The sequence below is a fragment of the Candidatus Accumulibacter sp. ACC012 genome (assembly GCF_907163155.1).
Taxonomy (GTDB): Bacteria; Pseudomonadota; Gammaproteobacteria; order Burkholderiales; family Rhodocyclaceae; genus Accumulibacter; species Accumulibacter delftensis.
The window spans coordinates 35651-54120 of the sequence record NZ_CAJQUC010000021.1; the positions used below are offsets into that span (position 1 = coordinate 35651).

Here is an 18470-nt window from a genome sequence, read left to right on the forward strand (position 1 = left end):
TGCTCAGCCTTCGCGACCGTCGGCGAGGAACAAAAGGCCCGCGAGGACGCCGTGAGCAAACAGATCCGTCTCCTGCGCAAAGAGCTGCCCGCCTTGCTCGGTCAGCTGGAACAAATTCCCGACCCGAGAGACCCCAGGAAGCGCCGCCACAAGCTGACCGCGCTGCTGCTCTACGGCTTGCTGATGTTCGTCTTTCAGTTCTCCTCTCGGCGCGAGACCAACCGCGAAATATCCCGTCCCCAGTTCATGGCCAACCTCCACCTGCTGTTCCCGGAGATCGATACCCTGCCACACGCCGACACCCTGTTTCGGCTGCTGCGCGACATCGACCTTGACCACCTTGAGCAGGCCCACGTCGATCTGGTGAAGCGGCTGATCCGCGGCAAGAGCTTCCGCCGCTATCTGATCAACCACTGCTACCCCATCGCCATCGACGGCTCGCAGAAGGTCGCCGGCGACACCCTCTGGGCGGAGGAACTCCTGCAGCGCACCGTCGGCAAGGAGGAAACCCGCCACACCCAGTACTTCGTCTACGTCCTCGAGGCCAGCCTTGCCTTCCACAACGGCCTGGTCATCCCACTGCTCAGCGAGTTCCTCGAACACGCGCTGGGCGAACCCGAAGCGCAAAAGCAGGACTGCGAGCTGCGCGGCTTTGTGCGCTTGAGCGACCGGCTCAAGACGCTGTTCCCCCGCCTGCCGATCCTGCTCCTGCTCGACGGCCTCTACGCCAACGGGCCGGTGATGCAGCGCTGCTTGCGCGCCCACTGGCAGTTCATGATCGTGCTCAAGGACAAGGATTTGTCCACGGTCTGGCAGGAGTTCCGCGCGCTCCACGCCCTGAAGCCACAAGTCATGCAGCGCGGTTGGGGAAGACGCCGACAACACTTCAGTTGGGTCAACGACATCGACTACGCCTTCGCTGCCAACGGGCGTCAGCGTCTCAAGCTGAACCTGGTGGTCTGTGAGGAAAGCTGGGAGAAGATCGATGAACAGGCCAGGACCGTCACCGAAACATCGCGCCACGCCTGGCTCTCCAGCCAACCGCTCAGCCAAGACAATGTCCATGAGCGCTGCAACCTCGGCGCCCGCCACCGCTGGGGCATCGAAGCGGGCTTCCTCGTCGAAAAACATCAGGGCTACCACTACGAGCATGCCTTTGCCCTCGACTGGAATGCCATGAAAGGCTATCACCTCCTCATGCGCCTGGCGCATGTGTTCAATACCCTGGCACGCTTCACCCGACAGCTACGCGATCTCTATCAGCAACTCGGCGTGCGCGGTGCCATCGCCTTCATCCGAAGCTCCTGCGCCGCCCCCTGGCTCGACCCAGCACGCATCCGCCTACTCCTCGCCGAACCGTTCCTGCTGCAACTCGAATAACCTTGCCCGCACCCGCTCAAGACCTCTTCTCAAGCCCGGCGTACTCCGCGTCGGGAAAGGCTCGCCTGGCGATCGTAACGGAGTCTAAAAAACCTTTCGACATCCTCCTGACTGACTCCATGCCCCCCGTCCTTCGCCGCTAGCCCTGCCCTTGCCCCACATCTTCAACTAACACGAGTTTTTCGTGTTGAGACAAAAGCCTTCGCACAGAGTCTGAAGCTGGGCATAGCCGTGCCACATGATTTGGTGTCCTGGGGGCGGATCGTTGGCACGGCCGAGGTAGCCACCCAGGCGAGCGACGAGGCGCACGGCATCACCCAGATGTTTGGGCTGAGGCAGTCTTTTTTTTTTTGCATAGGCATCGAGCACCTTGATTTCGAGCTCGGAGAAGAGAACGTCAGGGGGAAGCCCGGGACATTCTCTGCCGAGCAGGGTCATCAACATGATCCGCCAAGCAATCACCAGATGGATGGCGATGGCGCGTTGCAGTCGCTCGGTACTTCGGTGTGCCAAGGCTTCGACGCGGCAACCGCTCTTCAGGACGCGATGCCAGTCTTCAATGCGCCAGCGCAGGCAGTACCAACGCAGACACTCCTGTGCCTGCTCGACGGTCGTGATTTCGCGCGTCGTCAGCAGAAACCACTCAAGCGCCTTGGCATCCGCTGGCGGAGCGGTTTCGCGCACGTGCACGACCCACAGCGTGATCGGCGCCTTATCCTTGTGCGCGAGTGGTGGCGGTAGATCGACACGCCGATAGCGCAAGGCGACCGCCGCACAACGCTGCTTTCGCGGCGCACGGGCCTTCTGCTTGCTTTTCTTCGCTCGGGCACTTTGCCGAGGTACCGTGATATTCAAGCGGCCCTGCACAGGGCTTTGTCTGGCCGACTCGAAGAGACGTAGGGCCTCGCCAGTGCAGCGGTCATGCTGGGCTCGGATCAAGAGATCGACGCGGGCGCGTTGGCGCTGCTCGTCGAAGAGTTCAAAGAAATCGGCCTCGCGATCCATGACGCAGATCTGGCGTGTCGTGGGGAGCTCTTTGGCCTGTTGGCTGCACGTGCGCAAGCCCTCAATCCAGGCGAAGGTCTTCTTTTCTTCAATCGGCACGGGAGGCGTCGCCCCCTGCGGCTCGTTCTTCACCTTGGCGATCGGCGCCGAGCACTGCGCCGCCAGGACGCCGAGCGGCAGGCCGTCGGTGCTCACGACCAGGGTCGAATGCAGGTGCAGCCCCCGACTCTGGGCACCGGTCTGATTGCTCCCGATCACCCCCAAGCCCGCGCATTGCGCGAGTCCGGAATAATTGAGGTCGCTGCCATCCTGAATGCACAGGACCGTCGCCTGTGCTTTCATCCGCTGCAGGGTCCGTTGGCGGTGCGGTGCCAAAATCGCTTCAAGGGTGACAGCCGAGTCAGCGGCTTGGTCGATCAGCCGGTAGTGCCCCTTGACCGCGGCGCGGTCGCCTTGTGCCGCGCCGGAGAACGCGCGTCCGGGCATCGCCGCCAGCGTGCAGGCACTATCGACCAGGCGCTGGCTGAGCCGCTCATCCCCCAGTGCGGCCCCGGCAAACTCCTGCGCCGCCCACGCGTTGCCCTCCAGGCCCTCGGCGATCGTCAGCGCCGGTAGGCCGATCGGTTCGGCAAGCCCCAATCGGTTGCGCCAGTCCGACGCCAAGGGATAGGCGTAGATCGCTTTGACCGTCTTGTTCTTCTGATGCGCGCGGTCTTGGCGGCCTCGACCTCGGGTTTGCCCGATGGCCTCCCAGTTCGCCGCCCGATAACAGGTTCCGGCAAAATGCGCGCTGTCGACAAAGCTTTCGACCAGCCAGGGTTGATACCCGTATTGCCTTTGGAAATCCCCGCCCAGGCGACGAAGAACCATGCCCAGCACACGCGAGGCCAGGTTGTGACAAGCGACTGACGGCCGAATCAGAAAGCGGCTCATGCCTACCACCCGGTGCAAGTGTTGCCGACGCGTCGCCGCGTCCCAGCCCATCCAGCGGTCCCGATCCGCCAGTTGCAGGGCGGCGGCGCCGAATCCCAGACCGCCCAGCCAACCATGCGCCGAGCCAATCAGATAACGCATCTGTGCGCCGACCAATGGTCCGGCTCCCTGCGGATGTTCGCTCAGCATCAGTTCGTTCCACAGCCGCATCTGATCGACCGTTTCAACCGGGAGTATACCAAGATAGGTCACAAACGACTTTAACTATTTGGTGTAACAGGCTGTAGAATTACGGCATTGCTTTCTGCGTGGACAGGCTGCGATGCTGAGACTGACATTTACCCAGGCGGAGGCGGAGGCGGAAGCCTTGGAACACGAGCGCTTTCACCATTCGCATCCGCACGTGCGACGCAAGATGGAAGCGCTGTGGTTGAAAAGCCAGGGGCTTGCGCACCAAGAAATTGCGCGGTTCGCGGGCGTGAGCGGCAAGACGCTTCGCACTTACCTCCAGCAGTATGCGGAGGGCGGCGTCGCAGGGCTGAAGGAACTGCATTTTCGTCAGCCGCAGAGCGAACTGGTGGCGCATCAGGATACGATAGCGGGTTATTTTCTAGCCCATCCGCCGGCTTCGATCAATGAGGCAGTTGATGCGATCAGAAAGCTTACAGGCTTGAGCCGCTCGCCGACGCAGGTGCGCCTTTTCCTGAAAGAGAAGTGCGGAATGAAGCGCCTGAAGACCGGCACCCTGCCGGCCAAGGCGGATCCGGAGGTCCAGGAAGCGTTTAAAAAAAACACCTTGAACCGCGTTTGGCGGAAGCCCAAGAGGGCCAACGTGCCGTGTTCTTCGTAGACGCGGCGCACTTTGTCTTGGGAGCCTTCATGTCGGCGGTGTGGTGCCTGGCTCGGGTCTGGATCAGGGCGCCCTCGGGGAGACAGCGCTTCAACGTGTTGGGTGCCATCGATGCCGTGACCAAAGAGGTCATTACCGTCGTCAATTCCGCCTACATCAATTCGCTCAGCGTGTGCGCCTTGCTGGAGAAACTGGCCTCCTTGCGGCCCACGCTGCCCATTACGGTCGTACTCGACAACGCCCGTTATCAGCGTTGTGCGTTGGTGCAAACCTGCGCCGACCAACTGAAGATCGAGTTGCTCTTTTTGCCGACCTACTCCCCGAATTTGAACCTCATCGAGCGTTTGTGGAAGTTCGTCAAAAAGCAGTGCCTCTACGCCAAGTACTACCCCGACTTCCATTCCTTCACTACCGCCATCGAACGCTGCTTGCAAGATACCCATACCATCCACGCCAAGGCGCTACAGTCTCTATTGACCTTGAACTTCCAAACCTTCCAGAAGATTCAATCGTGACCGCTCACGGTATAGCGTCAGTTCCTGGACCGCCTCCGCTTGTGCTGGTACGCCGTTTGGCGCCTCGACCGGTTGTCCCAGGCGCCGCGGTCGGCGGCCTTCGACCGACACCCGAGGCCGTGCGGTGGGAAGCACAAAATGACCGCCACGTTCCAATTCCAGCAGCGCCTTTATACAGCTAGCGGCTTGTGGTTTCCCTCGCCCGTCAACAAAGCCGAACTGCTCGCACACCTCGCCAACAAACGCCGAACGCGTAGAATGACCAAAGTTGCCCAGAAGCTTGCAGATCGTTTCGATCGAATCCGCTTGGGCCAGCGTTCGTTTGATCTGATGTTGTTTTTCCATCCCGTCAGGATGGCCGGCCCGCCTAGAAAAGTTCAGCACTTATTGTGGGGCAGGGGCAGCGCTAGCCAACCGCGAACTGCCCGCCTCGGCGGCGAAAGTAGGCGCTGCCGGCAAACAGGGCCGGTTCAGCAGGGTCATGCGTCAGCGCTGTTCAGTAGGCGGCTTTCTTTGTCTGATGCTCAAATGCAAGTACAATGCCGACGTGCGCGGCATGGTGAATGGATTGCCGACGGATGGGGTGTACCGCCCGGATCCGCTCATGCTGCGTATTCGACTGATGCGGTGGGGTTGCCATTGGTCACAAGGAATTCAGGCACGAAGCACTCTCGAAATGGCGCTCGCCGCGCCGCGACAAGAAATCGGCATTGGCCGACCTCAAATATTTTTTGGATTGCCCTGTCGAGGCTGACGTCGGCTTTATCCTATTCCGCCTGTCAGAGGACGAAATGCGTAACTACCCCACGATTACCGGTCGCAGGATCCGAATGGCGCTTGTCGGTTGCGGACGCATCGCGGCCAATCATTTTGGCGCCATGGAGCAGCACGCCGAGCACATCGAAATCGTCGATGTTTGTGACGTTGACCGCAACGCGCTCGACAAGGCCGTCCAGCGTACCGGCGCCAAAGGGCATGACAGCCTGACGGAAATGCTGAAGTCGACGACCTCGGACATCGTCGTCCTGTCGACGCCGAGTGGTTTGCATCCCGAGGAGACGATCGAAATCGCGCTGTCAGGGCGTCACGTCATGACCGAGAAACCGATGGCAACGCGCTGGCACGACGGTCTGCGCATGGTCAAGGCTTGCGACGACAACGGTGTGCGCCTCTTCGTCGTCAAGCAGAACAGGCGCAACGCGACGCTGCAATTGCTCAAGCGTGCGGTCGAGCAGAAGCGTTTTGGCCGCATCTATATGGTCAACATCAATGTGTTCTGGACGCGGCCGCAGGAGTATTACGACAGCGCCAGGTGGCGCGGCACCTGGGAGTTCGACGGCGGAGCCTTCATGAACCAGGCTAGCCACTACGTAGACCTGCTCGACTGGTTGATCGGCCCGATCGAAAGCATGCAGGCCTATACTTCCACGCTGGAGCGCAACATAGAGGTCGAGGACAGCGGTGTGCTCAGCGTTCGCTGGCGGTCCGGCGCACTGGGTTCGATGAATGTCACCATGCTGACCTACCCGAAGAACCTGGAAGGCAGCATCACGATTCTTGGCGAGAAAGGCACAGTGCGTGTGGGCGGCGTTGCGGTCAACGAGATCCAGCACTGGGAGTTCGCCGAAAAGCTGTCCGAAGACGAGCAAATTGCCTCGGCCAACTACGCAACCACTTCCGTCTACGGTTTTGGGCATCCGCTCTATTACGACAATGTAATAAAGGTGATGCGCGGCGAGGCGGAGCCGGAAACGGATGGCCGCGAAGGCCTGAAGTCACTGGAGGTGCTCATCGCTGCGTATCTTTCGGCTCGAGACGGCAAGCGCGTTGCCTTGCCGCTGGATTACTGACATGGCGGTCACCATCCATCCCTCCGCGATCGTGGACGCGGGCGCCGTCATCGGCGACGGCAGCCGCGTCTGGCATTTTGCCCATATCTGCGGTGGTGCGCGCATCGGCAAAGATTGTTCCTTCGGCCAGAACGTGTTCGTCGGCAACGACGTCACCATCGGCAACAACTCCAAGGTGCAGAATAACGTTTCGATCTACGATGGTGTGCATCTTGAGGACGACGTCTTCTGCGGCCCGAGCATGGTTTTCACCAACGTCTACAACCCGCGCTCGGCGGTCAGTCGCAAGGATGAGTACCGGGCGACCAAGGTCAAGAAGGGGGCGACTCTGGGTGCCAATTCCACGATCGTTTGTGGTGTCACCATCGGCGAGTTCGCCTTTATCGCCGCCGGTGCGGTAATCAATCGCGACGTCAAGCCCTACGCCCTGATGGCGGGTGTGCCATCCCGACAGATCGGATGGATGAGCGAGCATGGCGAACGGCTAGACCTGCCGCTCGAGGGCGACACCTCCGTGCAATGCCCGAACACCGGCAAGACCTACAAGCTGACGGGGACGATGCTGGCGGTCGAATGAAGGCTGCAGTTAGCGGCGGCGGGATCAACGGCGTCATGACCGCCTGGGCCTTTGCCCGGCGCGGCGATTCCGTCGATCTTTACAAGAAAGGCCAGTTGATGTCCGCTACCAGTCCGGCCTCTACCAGGATGCTGCACGGCGGCTTGCGTTAGCTTGAACATGGCCTCTGGGGCTGATTCGCGAGGAACTCCCGGAGCGCTCCTGGTGGATCAGGCAGGCGCCGCAACTGGTTCAGCCCCTGGAGTGGCTTATCCCGATTCGCCGCAACGGTGAGCAAACAAAGTGGTTGGTCGGGGCAGGCCTCAGGCTCTGCAACCTCCTGGCAACCGGATCCGGCTTGCCGTGTGGCGGTTGGTACGGTGCCGCCGACGTGGCCGTCCGCTTTCCGGGCTTGCGGCGCGAACAGTTGCTCGGTGCTTACGGATACTGGGGTGCCCGAATGGATGACTACCTGCTTGGCCTGTGGGCAGCAGAAAAGGCCAGAGAATCGGGTGCCAGATTTCACGAGCGGAGCCCCGTGCTCACGGTTGATCCGGTGACTGGAGAGCTTTCCAGTGGCGTGTTCAGTGCATGTTACGACCGAAGTCAGTCAGGAGAACCCCGATCAGTGTGCGCCAAGCGATGAGCAAATCGCTTACCTGATTGCCAATTACAACCGCTATTTTTGTAGAAAGATAGCGCTGCAGGATATAATCAGTCGCTTTTCAGGCATCCGGCCGATTGTCGCCAGCAAAATCGATTTTTCCGCAGCTAGTCGGGAATCGGTCGTCGAGCGTCAGGGCAGGCTGATCAACGTCCTTGGTGGCACGTAGACCACCTCGCGGGCGCTTGTCGAAGCCGTCGTCACGAAATCGCAGCATTGAGGTGGGACATGGCAATACAGTTCATCGACCTGAAGGCCCAGTATCAGGCGCTCAAGAGTTCCATTGATGCGCGTATCCACAAGGTACTTGACCACGGGCAGTACATCATGGGTCCGGAGGTCGCGGAACTCGAATCGAAGCTCGCCGAGTACACAGGCGCCAGGTACTGCATCACCGTAGCCTCCGGTACCGAGGCGCTTCTGATTGCCCTGATGGCTCTCGATATCAAGCCGGGTGACGAGGTTATCACCACCCCGTTCACTTTCGTCGCTACTGCCGAAGTTATCGCCCTGGTGGGCGCCACTCCGGTCTTCGTCGATATCGAATCGGATACCTGCAACATCGACGCCAGCAAGATCGAAGCCGCGCTCACCCCCAGGACCCGCGCCATCATGCCGGTGAGCCTCTACGGTCAACCCGCGGACATGGAAGAAATCAACGCCATCGCCGCCAGGCATGGCCTGACGGTCATCGAAGATGCCGCCCAGAGCTTTGGGGCCGAATACAAGGGCGAGAAGAGCTGCAACCTGTCCACGATTGGCTGTACCAGCTTCTTTCCCAGCAAGCCGTTGGGCTGCTACGGCGATGGTGGGGCGATCTTCACCAGCGACGATGGTCTGGCCAGGGCGATGCGCGAGATTCGCGTGCATGGGCAGGAGAAGCGGTACGTGCATACGCGCATCGGCGTGGGTGGCCGGATGGATACCCTGCAGTGTGCTGTCGTGTTGGCCAAGCTGGAAAGATTCGACGGGGAAGTTGAGCGGCGCCTGAAGCTTGGCGGCCGCTACAATGCGCTGCTTGCCGGCAAGGTGCAAACCGTCACTCAGCGTTCGGGCCGGACCAGCGTCTTCGCGCAATTCACAGTCTTCGTCGACAGCCGCAAGCAAATAGAGGAGCAACTCAAGGCCGCAGGGGTGCCCACTGCAGTGCACTACCCTGTGCCGCTACATTTGCAGCCAGCATACAAAGCCCTTTGCCGGGTGCATGGTGGCGTACCGGTCGCCGAATCAATGTCAGGGCGCGTGATGAGTTTGCCGATGAGCGCGGATATCACCCAAGGCGACCAGAGTCAGATTGTTAGTGCCCTTGAGGCAGCCTTGAAACTTTAGGGCTCTATTTTTCTCGCCGGTATTGCAAGCTTATCTAAGTCTATAACCATGACCATCATCGTCACAGGCGGCGCCAGCCTGATCGGCAGCAATTTCGTCCTCGATTGGCCGGTCGAATCGGATAAGCCGGTCATCAACCTCGACGCGCTGACCTCCTGCGCCAGCTACCTCGATAAGGTCGCCAGCCTCCAGGGCAGTTCGCCCCACGGCGTCGTCAAGGGAGACATCGGCGACGTGGACCTCGTCGCCATGGGGCTTGCCGAGCACCAATTCCGTCCCGCGGTCAGTTTTGCCGCCGAATCGCGCGTCGAACGCAGCATCCATGGCCCGGAAGATCTCATCCAGACGAGCATCGTTGGCACTTTCTGCCTGCCCGAAGCGGTGCGCGCCCACAGGAACGGCCTCGATAGCGAGGCGAAGGACAACTTCCGCTTCCTCCACGTCTCCAACGACGAAGTCTATGGCTCGCTGGAAGCGGGTGAGTCCGCCGTCTCCAAGACCCACCGCTACGAACCCAACAGGCCTGCCAGCGGCCACCTGGCGCGCGCCTACCACCACACCGACGGCCTGCCGGTGCTCACCACCAACAGCTCCAACAACTGCGGCTCCTTCCACTTTCCGGGAAAGCTCACCCCGCTGGTCATCCACGATGCCCCGGCCCTGACAAGCCCTTGCCCATCTACGGCGACGGCCAGAAAATCCGCGATTGGCTCTAAATGAAAGACCATTGCAGCGCCATCCGCCGAGTCCTCGAAGCGGGCAGGGTGGGCGAGGTCTACACAGTCGCCAGCGGGAACGAGAAGCCCAACCTCGACGTCGTCCACGCCTTCTGCGCCATGCTCGACGAGCTGGCCCCGCGTGCCGACGGGAAGCCGTGCAAGGAGCAGATCACCTACATCAAGGACCGGCCGCCCCCCGGCCACGGCCGTCGCTACGCCATTGACGCCTCAAAGATCGAACACGAGCACGGCTGGAAACCGGCTGAGACCTTCGAAACCGGGATTCGCAAGACCGTACGGTGGGCCCTCGTCGACCAAGCCTGGGTCGGCAACGTCACCAGCGGCGCGTACAAGCACTGGGTCGGCAAGCAGTACGGAGAGGTAAAGTGAGGCGTCGCAAAGGCCTCTCACTCGACCGCAACCTGAAACCCTCGGCCCGAGCAGAGCTAAAAATCACGGATCTTAATCGCCTCTACCTCGAACAAGGCACGCTTAGTGTCGAAATCATGGGCCGCGGCTATGCCTGGCTTGATACCGGCACCCACGACGGTCTGCTCCAAGCCGACCAGTTCATTGCCACCATCGAAAAACACCAGGGCCTCAAGGTCGCCTGTCCCGAAGAAATCTCCTTCCGCCAGGGCCGGATCAGTCCGGAGCAACTCAAAGCAATCGCCCAAGCACTAGCCAGGACGGGCTATGGCCATCACCTGTGCAGCCTGCTCGGGGAAAGGGCCTTCTGATGGAAGCGACCTCCACGACCATTCCCGACGTGATCGTCCTCGAAGCGAAAGTCTTCGGGGATGGTCGTGGCTTCTTCTTCGAAAGCCTCAGCCTGGCCGCATTCACTAGAGCAACGGGATGCAATGTCGACCGTGAGCAGGAACACACTTGAAGTCGGTATTTATCCGAAATGTGGCTTCGGTGCTGACTGGTAGCATCATGGCGCAGGCGGTGCCGATAGTCGGGGCATTGGTACTTGCCCGGCAGTACGCGCCAGCGGAATTCGGTGCCTATTCGGCATGGCTTGGCGTGGTTCTATTCATGTCCGTGGTTGTGACCGCCCGGCTTGAGGCATGTCTTGCGATCGAGCCTGATGGTCAGCCTCGGAAAGACGCAGTTGTCTCAACGCTCTACACCATCGTGGTAATGTCCCTGCTGCCTTTGGTCATTGTGGCTATCTTGTTGCTGGTCCGCCTGGATTACTTTGAGAGATTTTCTGGTGTATTGATCTGGCTATTCGTGCCGGCAGCGTCTCTTGTTGCTGCAGTCCAGACGTATCAAGCATGGGCAGCCGCCGAGGGGATGTATCGCAGACTTTCCCTCATGCGGATTTCACAGGCGGTTAGTGTTACTGGCCTGCAAGTTGCCGCAGGTGAATTGGTCCCAACGTCGCTTGGACTTGGCGCGGCATACTGCTTTGGCTTGGCAGTTGCGCTTGCGGCCGCGGTCACGCTTATGCCTCTGGGTAGAATTCGATGGGTGCAATTGATAACCAACGCAAAGGCGTTATGGTATCGACAGAGGAACTTTCCAAAGTTCTCATTACCGGCGGATGCAATGAGTGTCGCTGCTGCACAATTGCCGATTGTGATCGTTGCAGCGCGCTTTGGCGCTGATTCTGCGGGGCTTCTGGCGATGGCTATGCGGATGATGGGAGCCCCGATAACCATTTTGGCTTTTGCGGTTCTGGATGTATTCAAGAGGCATTCGGCGGATGCGTTTCGAACGCGAGGCGAGTGCAGGGCTGAATACGTTCGCACGTTCAAGCTTCTGACGGGCGTTGCGGTTGTGCTGTCTGTTGTCTTGTCTTTTGGTGTGGAATTCCTGTTTGGAGTGGCGTTTGGTGAGCTTTGGATTGGAGCAGGGGCGATGGCTCTTTGGCTACTTCCGCGATACATGATGGGCTTTGTTGCCAGTCCGCTTAGTTACATCGTCTACGTCTCGCAGAAGCAGCATATTGACCTTTTGTGGCAACTGGCGCTTTTTGGAGTCACCATGGCGACTTTCATGTTGTTGCAGCCACTTGGCATGGCCGTTAAGGCGTACAGTCTTGGTGCTGCAGCCTTGTATGTTGTCTATTTGGGGTTCTCATATCGACTCAGCAAGGGACAATTGCTGTAGCAAACCTGGGTTATTAACCATGTAAGCAAATGGCAGATATGCGATATAATGCTGTACATGAAGAAGTTCGATGATCGAAAACTACCCCGCCCTGCCCAAGACGCAATTCGTCGGCAGGCAATTCGGCTCCATGAAGAACTGAAATTGCCCTGAAAGGAAGTCACAAGGGTGGTTGGCGTGTATTTGAGTACGGTCATCGGGTGGTACAAGCGCTATTCAATGGAGGGCATGAGCGGCCTGAAGTCGAAGGTGTGCGTTCGCCGATACCTGTCGGGATGGGCGCCGGCTCTGGCCAAGGAATGGCAGTTGCGCTCGGTTATCGTCGGCGAGAACCCCAAGCAACTGACTTTGCCGTTTGGATTGTGGAGCCGCTGGGCTGTAATGCGGTTGGTCAAGGTGCTGTTCAACATCGAGATGCCGATTCGTACGGTGGGTGAATACATGCTGCACTTGCGCTACGCCCCGCTGCAGCCGATGAGGCGGGCGCTGGAACAGAGTCCGTTCGGGGTCGAGCAATGGCTCAACGACATCTACCCGACGAACGCTGCCGGGACTAAGGCGGAAGGCGCTGTCGTTTGCTGGGGGGGTGAAACGGCGGTGGCAGAAGACGGGCACTGGCTACGCAGCTCTGCACCGACCGGACAGGGGTCCGCTCTGGCGGCACCGGGCAAGCACGCCATGTCCTGGCGATGGATTCCGCCATCAGCAACCAGGAGGGGCGCGCTTCGAGTTCGCTGGGGCAGCCATGAACACCGACCTGTCCATCGGTTTCATGGAAAGGCTGATTGCCGACAGCCGTCAGAAAGTGTTCCTGTTTCTCGACAGCCTGAAGGTGCACTATGCCAGTTTGGTCAGCGCGTGGCTGGTGGAGGAAGGGTCGAATCGAAGTCTTTTATGTTCCGTCCTGCTCGCCAGAGATCAATCCCAATGAATATTTCAAGCGGGACTTCAAGACCGAGTTTCGCTCTTTTGATCGCATCACCAGCAGAAAGGTATTGCTTCGCAAGGCGAATACCTTCATGAAGCGACCGGTCAAGGCACCGGAACGGGTGATGGCTTATTCCAAACATTCGGCTGTCCAATATGCAGCACTTTTTTTATTTGATTGCCCGGTTAATAATAAAACATTGGATCTAAACCAGAGAATTCTATGATCGTTGTTGTGGATTACGGCGCTGGAAACATCGCCTCGGTGATAAACATGTTGCGGCGGATCGGCGCACCTGCCAAAGCGTCAGGGTGCGCGGATGAGATTGCTGCTGCCGAAAAAATTATCCTGCCTGGGGTGGGATCGTTTGATGCAGGCATGTCGAATCTCCGTGCCCGTGGCCTGATTGATGTTCTGAACAATCAAGCCCTAATTCAAAAAAAACCAATTCTCGGAATATGCCTTGGCTCCCAAATGCTCGGGACAAGGAGCGAAGAGGGAGAATTGCCGGGTTTGGATTGGATTGACATGGAGATCGTCAGATTTCATTCGCGGCCAGACCTCAAAGTTCCGCATATGGGTTGGAACTATGTCAAGGCTGCCAAGAGCCATCCAATTCTCGACGGCATCGATAGAGATTTTCGCTTTTATTTTGTGCATAGCTATTTCATGCGGCCGATAACAGCCGGTGATGTCTTGCTTACGGCGGATTACGGTGAGCAGTTCGTCGCTGCGGTTGCCAAGGAAAATATTGTTGGCCTGCAGTTCCACCCGGAAAAGAGTCATCGGTTTGGAATGACACTTCTGAAGAATTTCGTGGAGAAGTGCTGATGTACCGTAATCGCGTTATTCCCTGTCTCCTGTTGCTAGATCGAGGTCTGGTGAAGACCGTGAAGTTTCGTGATCCCGTATATGTGGGTGACCCGGTTAATGCGGTCAAGATCTTCAATGAGAAAGAAGTTGACGAGCTGGTTATTTTGGATATATCGGCATCCAGACTAAATCATGAGCCAGATTTTGACCTTGTCGCCGAGATCGCGGGTGAGTGTTTTATGCCCATTTGTTACGGCGGCGGGATCAAGAGCCTTGACCATGCTCGGCGGCTTTTTACTTTGGGCGTCGAGAAAGTTGCGTTGAATTATGGCGCAATTAACAATTTGAGCCTTGTTACGGAAATCGCCACCGTTTATGGCAGCCAAAGCGTTGTTGTCGGGATCGATTGCAGGAAGGCGTTATTGGGCGGTCATCATGTGGTGGCCCTATCGGCCACCAAAGACTTGAAGACCAAACCTTCGGAATGGGCAAGAAAAGTTCAGGATGCAGGGGCAGGCGAGATATTTCTCAATTCTGTCGACCGCGATGGAACAATGCGCGGCTTCGATCTTTCGTTGATTGAGACCGTGGCCAGGGCCGTATCTATACCGGTAATTGCGTGCGGTGGAGCTGGATCCCTCGCGGATCTTGCTGAACCGATCCAGCTGGCCAGCGCGTCCGCTGTCTCTGCTGGAAGCCTATTCGTATTTCATGGAAGGCATCGGGCAGTGCTGATCAACTACCCGACCCACGATGCAATGAACAAATTCAATCTATAGAGGTTTAGTGTGGGCACTTATCAGATATGTACTCGTTGTGTCATGGATACCAGTGATCCTGAAATTGTCTTCGACGAAGACGGAGTGTGCAATCACTGCCTGCATTTTGATAACGTTCAGGCCAAGCAGTGGTTTCCCGGGGAAGCTGGAAAGCCAAAGCTCGCTGCGATACTCGACACCATCAGAGAGGATGGGCGCGGTAATGAATATGACTGCATCATCGGCCTGAGTGGTGGCGTCGACAGTTCATATTTGGCCGTAAAGCTGAAGGAGTTCAACCTGCGGCCGCTTGTTGTTCATGTTGATGCCGGGTGGAACAGCGAACTGGCGGTCAGCAATATCGAAAAGGTGGTCAAGCACAGCAATTACGACTTGCACACGCACGTCATGAACTGGGAGGAAATGAGGGATCTTCAGTTAAGCTATCTAAAGGCCGGCGTGGCCAACCAAGATGTACCGCAGGATCATGCGTTCTTCGCGAGTATGTACCATTTTTCAGTCAAGCACCGGATCAAGTACATCTTAAGTGGGGGAAATATTGCGACGGAAGCGGTTTTTCCAACTGCATGGCATCATAGTGCGATGGATGCTATCAATCTAAAGGATATTCATCGAAAGTACGGCGCTCGACCCATGAAAGATTACAGAACCATCAGTTTTTCCGAATATTATTTCTTGTATCCATTTGTCAGAGGTATGAGAACGTTTCTGCCGCTGAACTTCATGGCCTACGACAAAGAGGCTGCGCTGAAGTATCTTTCCGATGTAATAGGTTATCGCCCCTACCCGCGCAAACACGGGGAGTCCGTATTTACAAAGTTCTTCCAGAATCACTACCTCCCGGTCCGGTTTGGTTACGACAAGCGCCGGCCGCACTTGGCGAGTTTGATTGTCTCTGGGCAGATGACCCGAGACGAAGCGTTGCGTAAGCTTGACGAACCCCTCTATGACGTCGATGAACTTGAGTTGGATATCGAATATTTCTGCAAGAAGTTGAGAATTCCCCGCCGCGAATTCGACGAACTTATGCAGGCGCCAATACATCATGCTAGCGACTTCAAGACGTGGAACGGCAGGCAGCAGTTTGCGAAGAAAATGCAGCGGATTGTTCAGCGCATTCTTGGCCGATCTCTGAATATCTATTCCTGATAGCGCTGGAAAGGTATGTCCTCGCTCCCCGGGATTTTTGGCAATGTCTATCATGCTCGGGAGAAAGGCGCACTCAGTCAGCGCTTGGGTTTCCACGACACTATTTCAGTATGAGGTAACACCTTGAAGAGAATCGTTACGATCGTCGGGGCTCGGCCGCAGTTCATCAAAGCGGCCATGGTGTCCAGAGCACTCAAGAGCAGTGGTCAGTTTTCCGAGATAGTGTTGCATACTGGCCAGCATTATGACAAAAACATGTCTGACATCTTCTTCGATGAATTGGGCATTCCGAAACCCGACTACAACCTTGGCGTTGGCGGAGGTGGTCATGGTCAGAATACAGGCCGAATGTTGGAAGGCATCGAGTCCATCCTGAACAAGGAGCGCCCGGATTGGGTGCTTGTGTATGGAGATACCGACTCAACCCTTGCGGGGGCCCTCGCTGCAGTAAAGTTGCTGATTCCCCTGGCGCATGTGGAAGCTGGGCTTCGTTCCTACAACAAGCAGATGCCGGAAGAGATTAACCGGCGGCTCACCGACCATGCCAGTGATCTCCTGTTCGCACCGACCCTCTCCGCCATCGCGACTCTCGCCAAAGAGGGCATCGTCGGTCCGCAGGTCGTCAATGTTGGAGACGTCATGTTCGATGCTGCTCGCACCTTCGGCGAAGTAGCGGCAAAGCGATCGAAAATTCTGCAAGAACTCGGTCTGCGGTCGAAGAGTTATATCCTTGCGACTGTTCATCGTCAGGAGAACACCGACTCCCGCGAGCGGTTGGGTAACATACTTGTTGGATTCTCTGCAGCTTCCCTGCCCGTATTGCTTCCGCTTCATCCGCGGACAAAGCAGCGCATCGCTTCATTGGCTCTGGACATCCCGCCCAATGTAAGGGTGATCGACCCCGTCGGCTATCTGGACATGACCTTGCTCGAGAGGAATGCCGCCCTTGTTGCAACCGATTCCGGCGGTGTTCAGAAAGAGGCCTACTTTCATGGCGTGCCGTGCCTTACGTTGCGTGATGAGACGGAATGGACCGAACTTATCGAACTGGGTTGGAATACGCTTGTTTCACCGGGACGGGCTGATTTGGCATCGTTCTTTCGCGCGAACTATCGCGAGGGGGCGGGCGATGCCACGCCTTACGGTAACGGAAAAGCAGCTGAAGCAATAGCTCGTGAGTTGGTCGTGTATTGATACCGGAAACGGCTGGTTTTACCCAGACCAACAACCAAGGAACCCTTCATGCTTAGCGTTGCATCGTTTCGTTTAGCCTCCCTGCTTGTTCTCGGCCTGTCTTTTAGCGCAGGTGCCGAGCAGTCTGGATCGTGGAATCTCAAGTCGCCGGCGCAGTTCAACTGGTCATCCGAGCGGCGGATGGACAAGGGAATTGCGAAGGGCGATCCACTGATCGCGACTTGGGCGGCGTGGACAGAGTTTGCCATTTCTGGAAACCTAGACCACGCCAAAGCCAACGCCGATAAGATTGTTTCAACCTGGAATCTCGGCGAAACGAAGAAACTGATATACAAGTATCAATACAACTCTCTTGCGCCAGGATGGTGGTCCTCAATGGATTCGCTGTTCTTTCCGCTGTTTCTCCTTCAAGTTTATGGCGACAACGAAGATGAAATTGATTTGGCGAGGGAGATGGTTGATCGGGCACTAAAATCTCCTGTCGAAGGTGGGAGTCTTTGGCCGGACGAAGGTGATGGCTGTTTTTTCTCGGAATATTCATGGCCCACAATCAATTCGGGCGAGGAGTATTATGTGATGAACGGGCATCTATTCTCACTGACGGCACTGAAGCTGATCGCTGATCGGTTCCCGCATCATCCTAACTATGCAAATGCCTTTGAGTGCGCGGTGCGAGGCACTAAATCAAGGGCCGGGCAGTTCTTTGATGAAAATGGCTGGCCGTTGTATCAACTTGTGCCGAGAACTATAAATATGCCTCATTACGTTTTGTATGAGAGTATGCAGTTCGGTGATCTTTGGGAAGCTACGGGCGATCAGTTCTTCCTTGAACAGCAGAGGGCTCGGCACCGTGCACTGGAGGAACGGTACCCTGTGTATTTGGTGTCGCGCGGCAAAGAACGCGTGCTTTTCTTCTCCGGTGTTGGAGCCCCCCACCCCTATAGCCCCGATCTGTTCCTGAATTCGGTTGTTTGTTTTGACAAACGTTCACGCCGTATCGACCTGAAGGCGATTAATACCGATGGTCTGCCGAAATCCCGTTTTCTTGTGTCAGAAAAAATTTCTTCGAAGATCAAGCGATGCGATGTGTATGCAACCACGAGCGGTGGTGTAACTGCCTTGATTTTTTCAACATCAAAAATTCAGGAGATCACTGACCAAGCCGCTCGAGAATTGCAATTTTCCAGCGCGGGGATGTTTGACGCAGTTGCGATTAATTCGGATAGCCATGAGTTCTTGATCGATCCATCGCGCAGGTACAGTAAAGAGGACGAAAGCAGCTATCTTGATGTCGAAGGAAGGTTGGTAATTTCTATTCCGGGTGTCATTTTAGAAAAAGCTCGGATGTTCGCCATAGAACTGCAATCCGATGTGGAAGTGCAAATCGGCCTGATTCTTTGGCAAAACGATAAGGCGATTGCGCGTTATTACCGTCCACTTCTGAATTCGAGACAGAATATTGTTATCGCGTTGCCGTTAGGGTTTGACGGGTCGGAAGGCATTCGGGCTGTGGATAAAATAGGAGTGGTGATCTATACGGATCGACTCTCCACCGTGGCCCACATACAAGTCAAGAATGTTCGGTTGGTGGAAAATTTGTATCAACTTTTTCAGTTGCTTTCTGCGGGTGGGAAGATAAATTTTGCGGACTAATCGGAAATAGTATTAATTAAATTAACTAAATG

Annotated in this window: 16 protein-coding genes and 4 pseudogenes; 18 read left to right on the forward strand and 2 right to left on the reverse strand. The window is 57.0% G+C overall.

Annotation, left to right across the window (positions count from 1 at the left end; translation table 11 throughout):
- Positions 1-51: 51 nt before the first annotated feature.
- Entirely contained in the window at positions 52-1380 is a 1329-nt protein-coding gene (locus tag QZ648_RS20070; protein ID WP_291998094.1) for a transposase family protein, read from the forward strand.
- 168 nt (positions 1381-1548) lie between these two features.
- On the opposite strand, the gene QZ648_RS20075 is transcribed toward QZ648_RS20070, so the two are convergent.
- A complete protein-coding gene (locus tag QZ648_RS20075; protein ID WP_366144207.1) occupies positions 1549-3528 on the reverse strand; it encodes an IS4 family transposase in 1980 nt (659 codons plus the stop codon).
- A gap of 112 nt (positions 3529-3640) precedes the next feature.
- Between QZ648_RS20075 and QZ648_RS20080 the strand changes: the two are divergent.
- Positions 3641-4683: pseudogene (locus tag QZ648_RS20080) on the forward strand (IS630 family transposase).
- On the opposite strand, the gene QZ648_RS20085 reads toward QZ648_RS20080, so the two are convergent.
- On the reverse strand, positions 4639-5028 hold the full coding sequence (locus QZ648_RS20085) for a hypothetical protein (protein WP_291998096.1): 390 nt from the start codon (positions 5026-5028) through the stop codon (positions 4639-4641). The pseudogene QZ648_RS20080 and the gene QZ648_RS20085 sit on opposite strands and share 45 nt — an antisense overlap.
- Positions 5029-5474: 446 nt before the next feature.
- On the opposite strand from QZ648_RS20085, the gene QZ648_RS20090 reads away from it, so the two are divergent.
- From QZ648_RS20090 to QZ648_RS20160, 16 genes and pseudogenes are all read left to right on the forward strand, one after another.
- Positions 5475-6533, forward strand: a complete 1059-nt coding sequence (locus QZ648_RS20090) for a Gfo/Idh/MocA family oxidoreductase (protein ID WP_291998097.1) — start codon at positions 5475-5477, stop codon at positions 6531-6533.
- 1 nt (position 6534) lies between these two features.
- On the forward strand, positions 6535-7110 hold the full coding sequence (locus QZ648_RS20095) for an acyltransferase (RefSeq protein ID WP_291998098.1): 576 nt from the start codon (positions 6535-6537) through the stop codon (positions 7108-7110).
- Positions 7107-7262 carry an FAD-dependent oxidoreductase gene (locus QZ648_RS20100; protein WP_291998099.1) on the forward strand — a complete coding sequence of 52 codons (156 nt, stop codon included), beginning with the start codon at positions 7107-7109 and terminating at the stop codon, positions 7260-7262. The genes QZ648_RS20095 and QZ648_RS20100 overlap by 4 nt, the downstream gene beginning before the upstream one ends.
- Positions 7263-7676: 414 nt before the next feature.
- A complete protein-coding gene (locus tag QZ648_RS20105) occupies positions 7677-7922 on the forward strand; it encodes a hypothetical protein (RefSeq protein ID WP_291998100.1) in 246 nt (81 codons plus the stop codon).
- A 65-nt stretch (positions 7923-7987) separates the two neighbouring features.
- Positions 7988-9082, forward strand: coding sequence for a DegT/DnrJ/EryC1/StrS family aminotransferase (locus QZ648_RS20110; protein WP_291998179.1), 1095 nt, complete (start codon positions 7988-7990; stop codon positions 9080-9082).
- Between the two features lie 48 nt (positions 9083-9130).
- Positions 9131-10191 (forward strand): annotated as a pseudogene (locus tag QZ648_RS20115) (GDP-mannose 4,6-dehydratase).
- Between the two features lie 26 nt (positions 10192-10217).
- Positions 10218-10541: pseudogene (locus QZ648_RS20120) on the forward strand (sugar phosphate nucleotidyltransferase); the annotation flags it as partial.
- Positions 10541-10693: a dTDP-4-dehydrorhamnose 3,5-epimerase family protein gene (locus QZ648_RS20125; protein ID WP_291998101.1), complete on the forward strand. Its 153-nt coding sequence runs from the start codon at positions 10541-10543 to the stop codon at positions 10691-10693. The pseudogene QZ648_RS20120 and the gene QZ648_RS20125, both read left to right, overlap by 1 nt.
- Entirely contained in the window at positions 10690-11922 is a 1233-nt protein-coding gene (locus tag QZ648_RS20130) for a hypothetical protein (RefSeq protein WP_291998102.1), read from the forward strand. The genes QZ648_RS20125 and QZ648_RS20130 overlap by 4 nt, the downstream gene beginning before the upstream one ends.
- Before the next feature lie 414 nt (positions 11923-12336).
- Positions 12337-12390 (forward strand): annotated as a pseudogene (locus QZ648_RS25160) (hypothetical protein); the annotation flags it as partial.
- A 277-nt stretch (positions 12391-12667) separates the two neighbouring features.
- On the forward strand, positions 12668-12853 hold the full coding sequence (locus QZ648_RS20135; protein ID WP_291998103.1) for a hypothetical protein: 186 nt from the start codon (positions 12668-12670) through the stop codon (positions 12851-12853).
- 219 nt (positions 12854-13072) lie between these two features.
- Positions 13073-13681: an imidazole glycerol phosphate synthase subunit HisH gene (gene hisH / locus QZ648_RS20140; protein WP_291998104.1), complete on the forward strand. Its 609-nt coding sequence runs from the start codon at positions 13073-13075 to the stop codon at positions 13679-13681.
- Complete coding sequence (locus QZ648_RS20145; RefSeq protein WP_291998105.1) at positions 13681-14442, forward strand: AglZ/HisF2 family acetamidino modification protein; 762 nt, start codon at positions 13681-13683, stop codon at positions 14440-14442. The genes hisH and QZ648_RS20145 overlap by 1 nt, the downstream gene beginning before the upstream one ends.
- A gap of 9 nt (positions 14443-14451) precedes the next feature.
- Positions 14452-15591, forward strand: a complete 1140-nt coding sequence (locus QZ648_RS20150) for an N-acetyl sugar amidotransferase (protein ID WP_291998106.1) — start codon at positions 14452-14454, stop codon at positions 15589-15591.
- A gap of 123 nt (positions 15592-15714) precedes the next feature.
- Complete coding sequence (gene wecB / locus QZ648_RS20155) at positions 15715-16785, forward strand: UDP-N-acetylglucosamine 2-epimerase (non-hydrolyzing) (RefSeq protein ID WP_291998107.1); 1071 nt, start codon at positions 15715-15717, stop codon at positions 16783-16785.
- A gap of 48 nt (positions 16786-16833) precedes the next feature.
- Positions 16834-18438 (forward strand): D-glucuronyl C5-epimerase family protein, encoded by a 1605-nt coding sequence (locus QZ648_RS20160; RefSeq protein ID WP_291998108.1) that lies wholly within the window; start codon positions 16834-16836, stop codon positions 18436-18438.
- Positions 18439-18470: the final 32 nt, after the last annotated feature.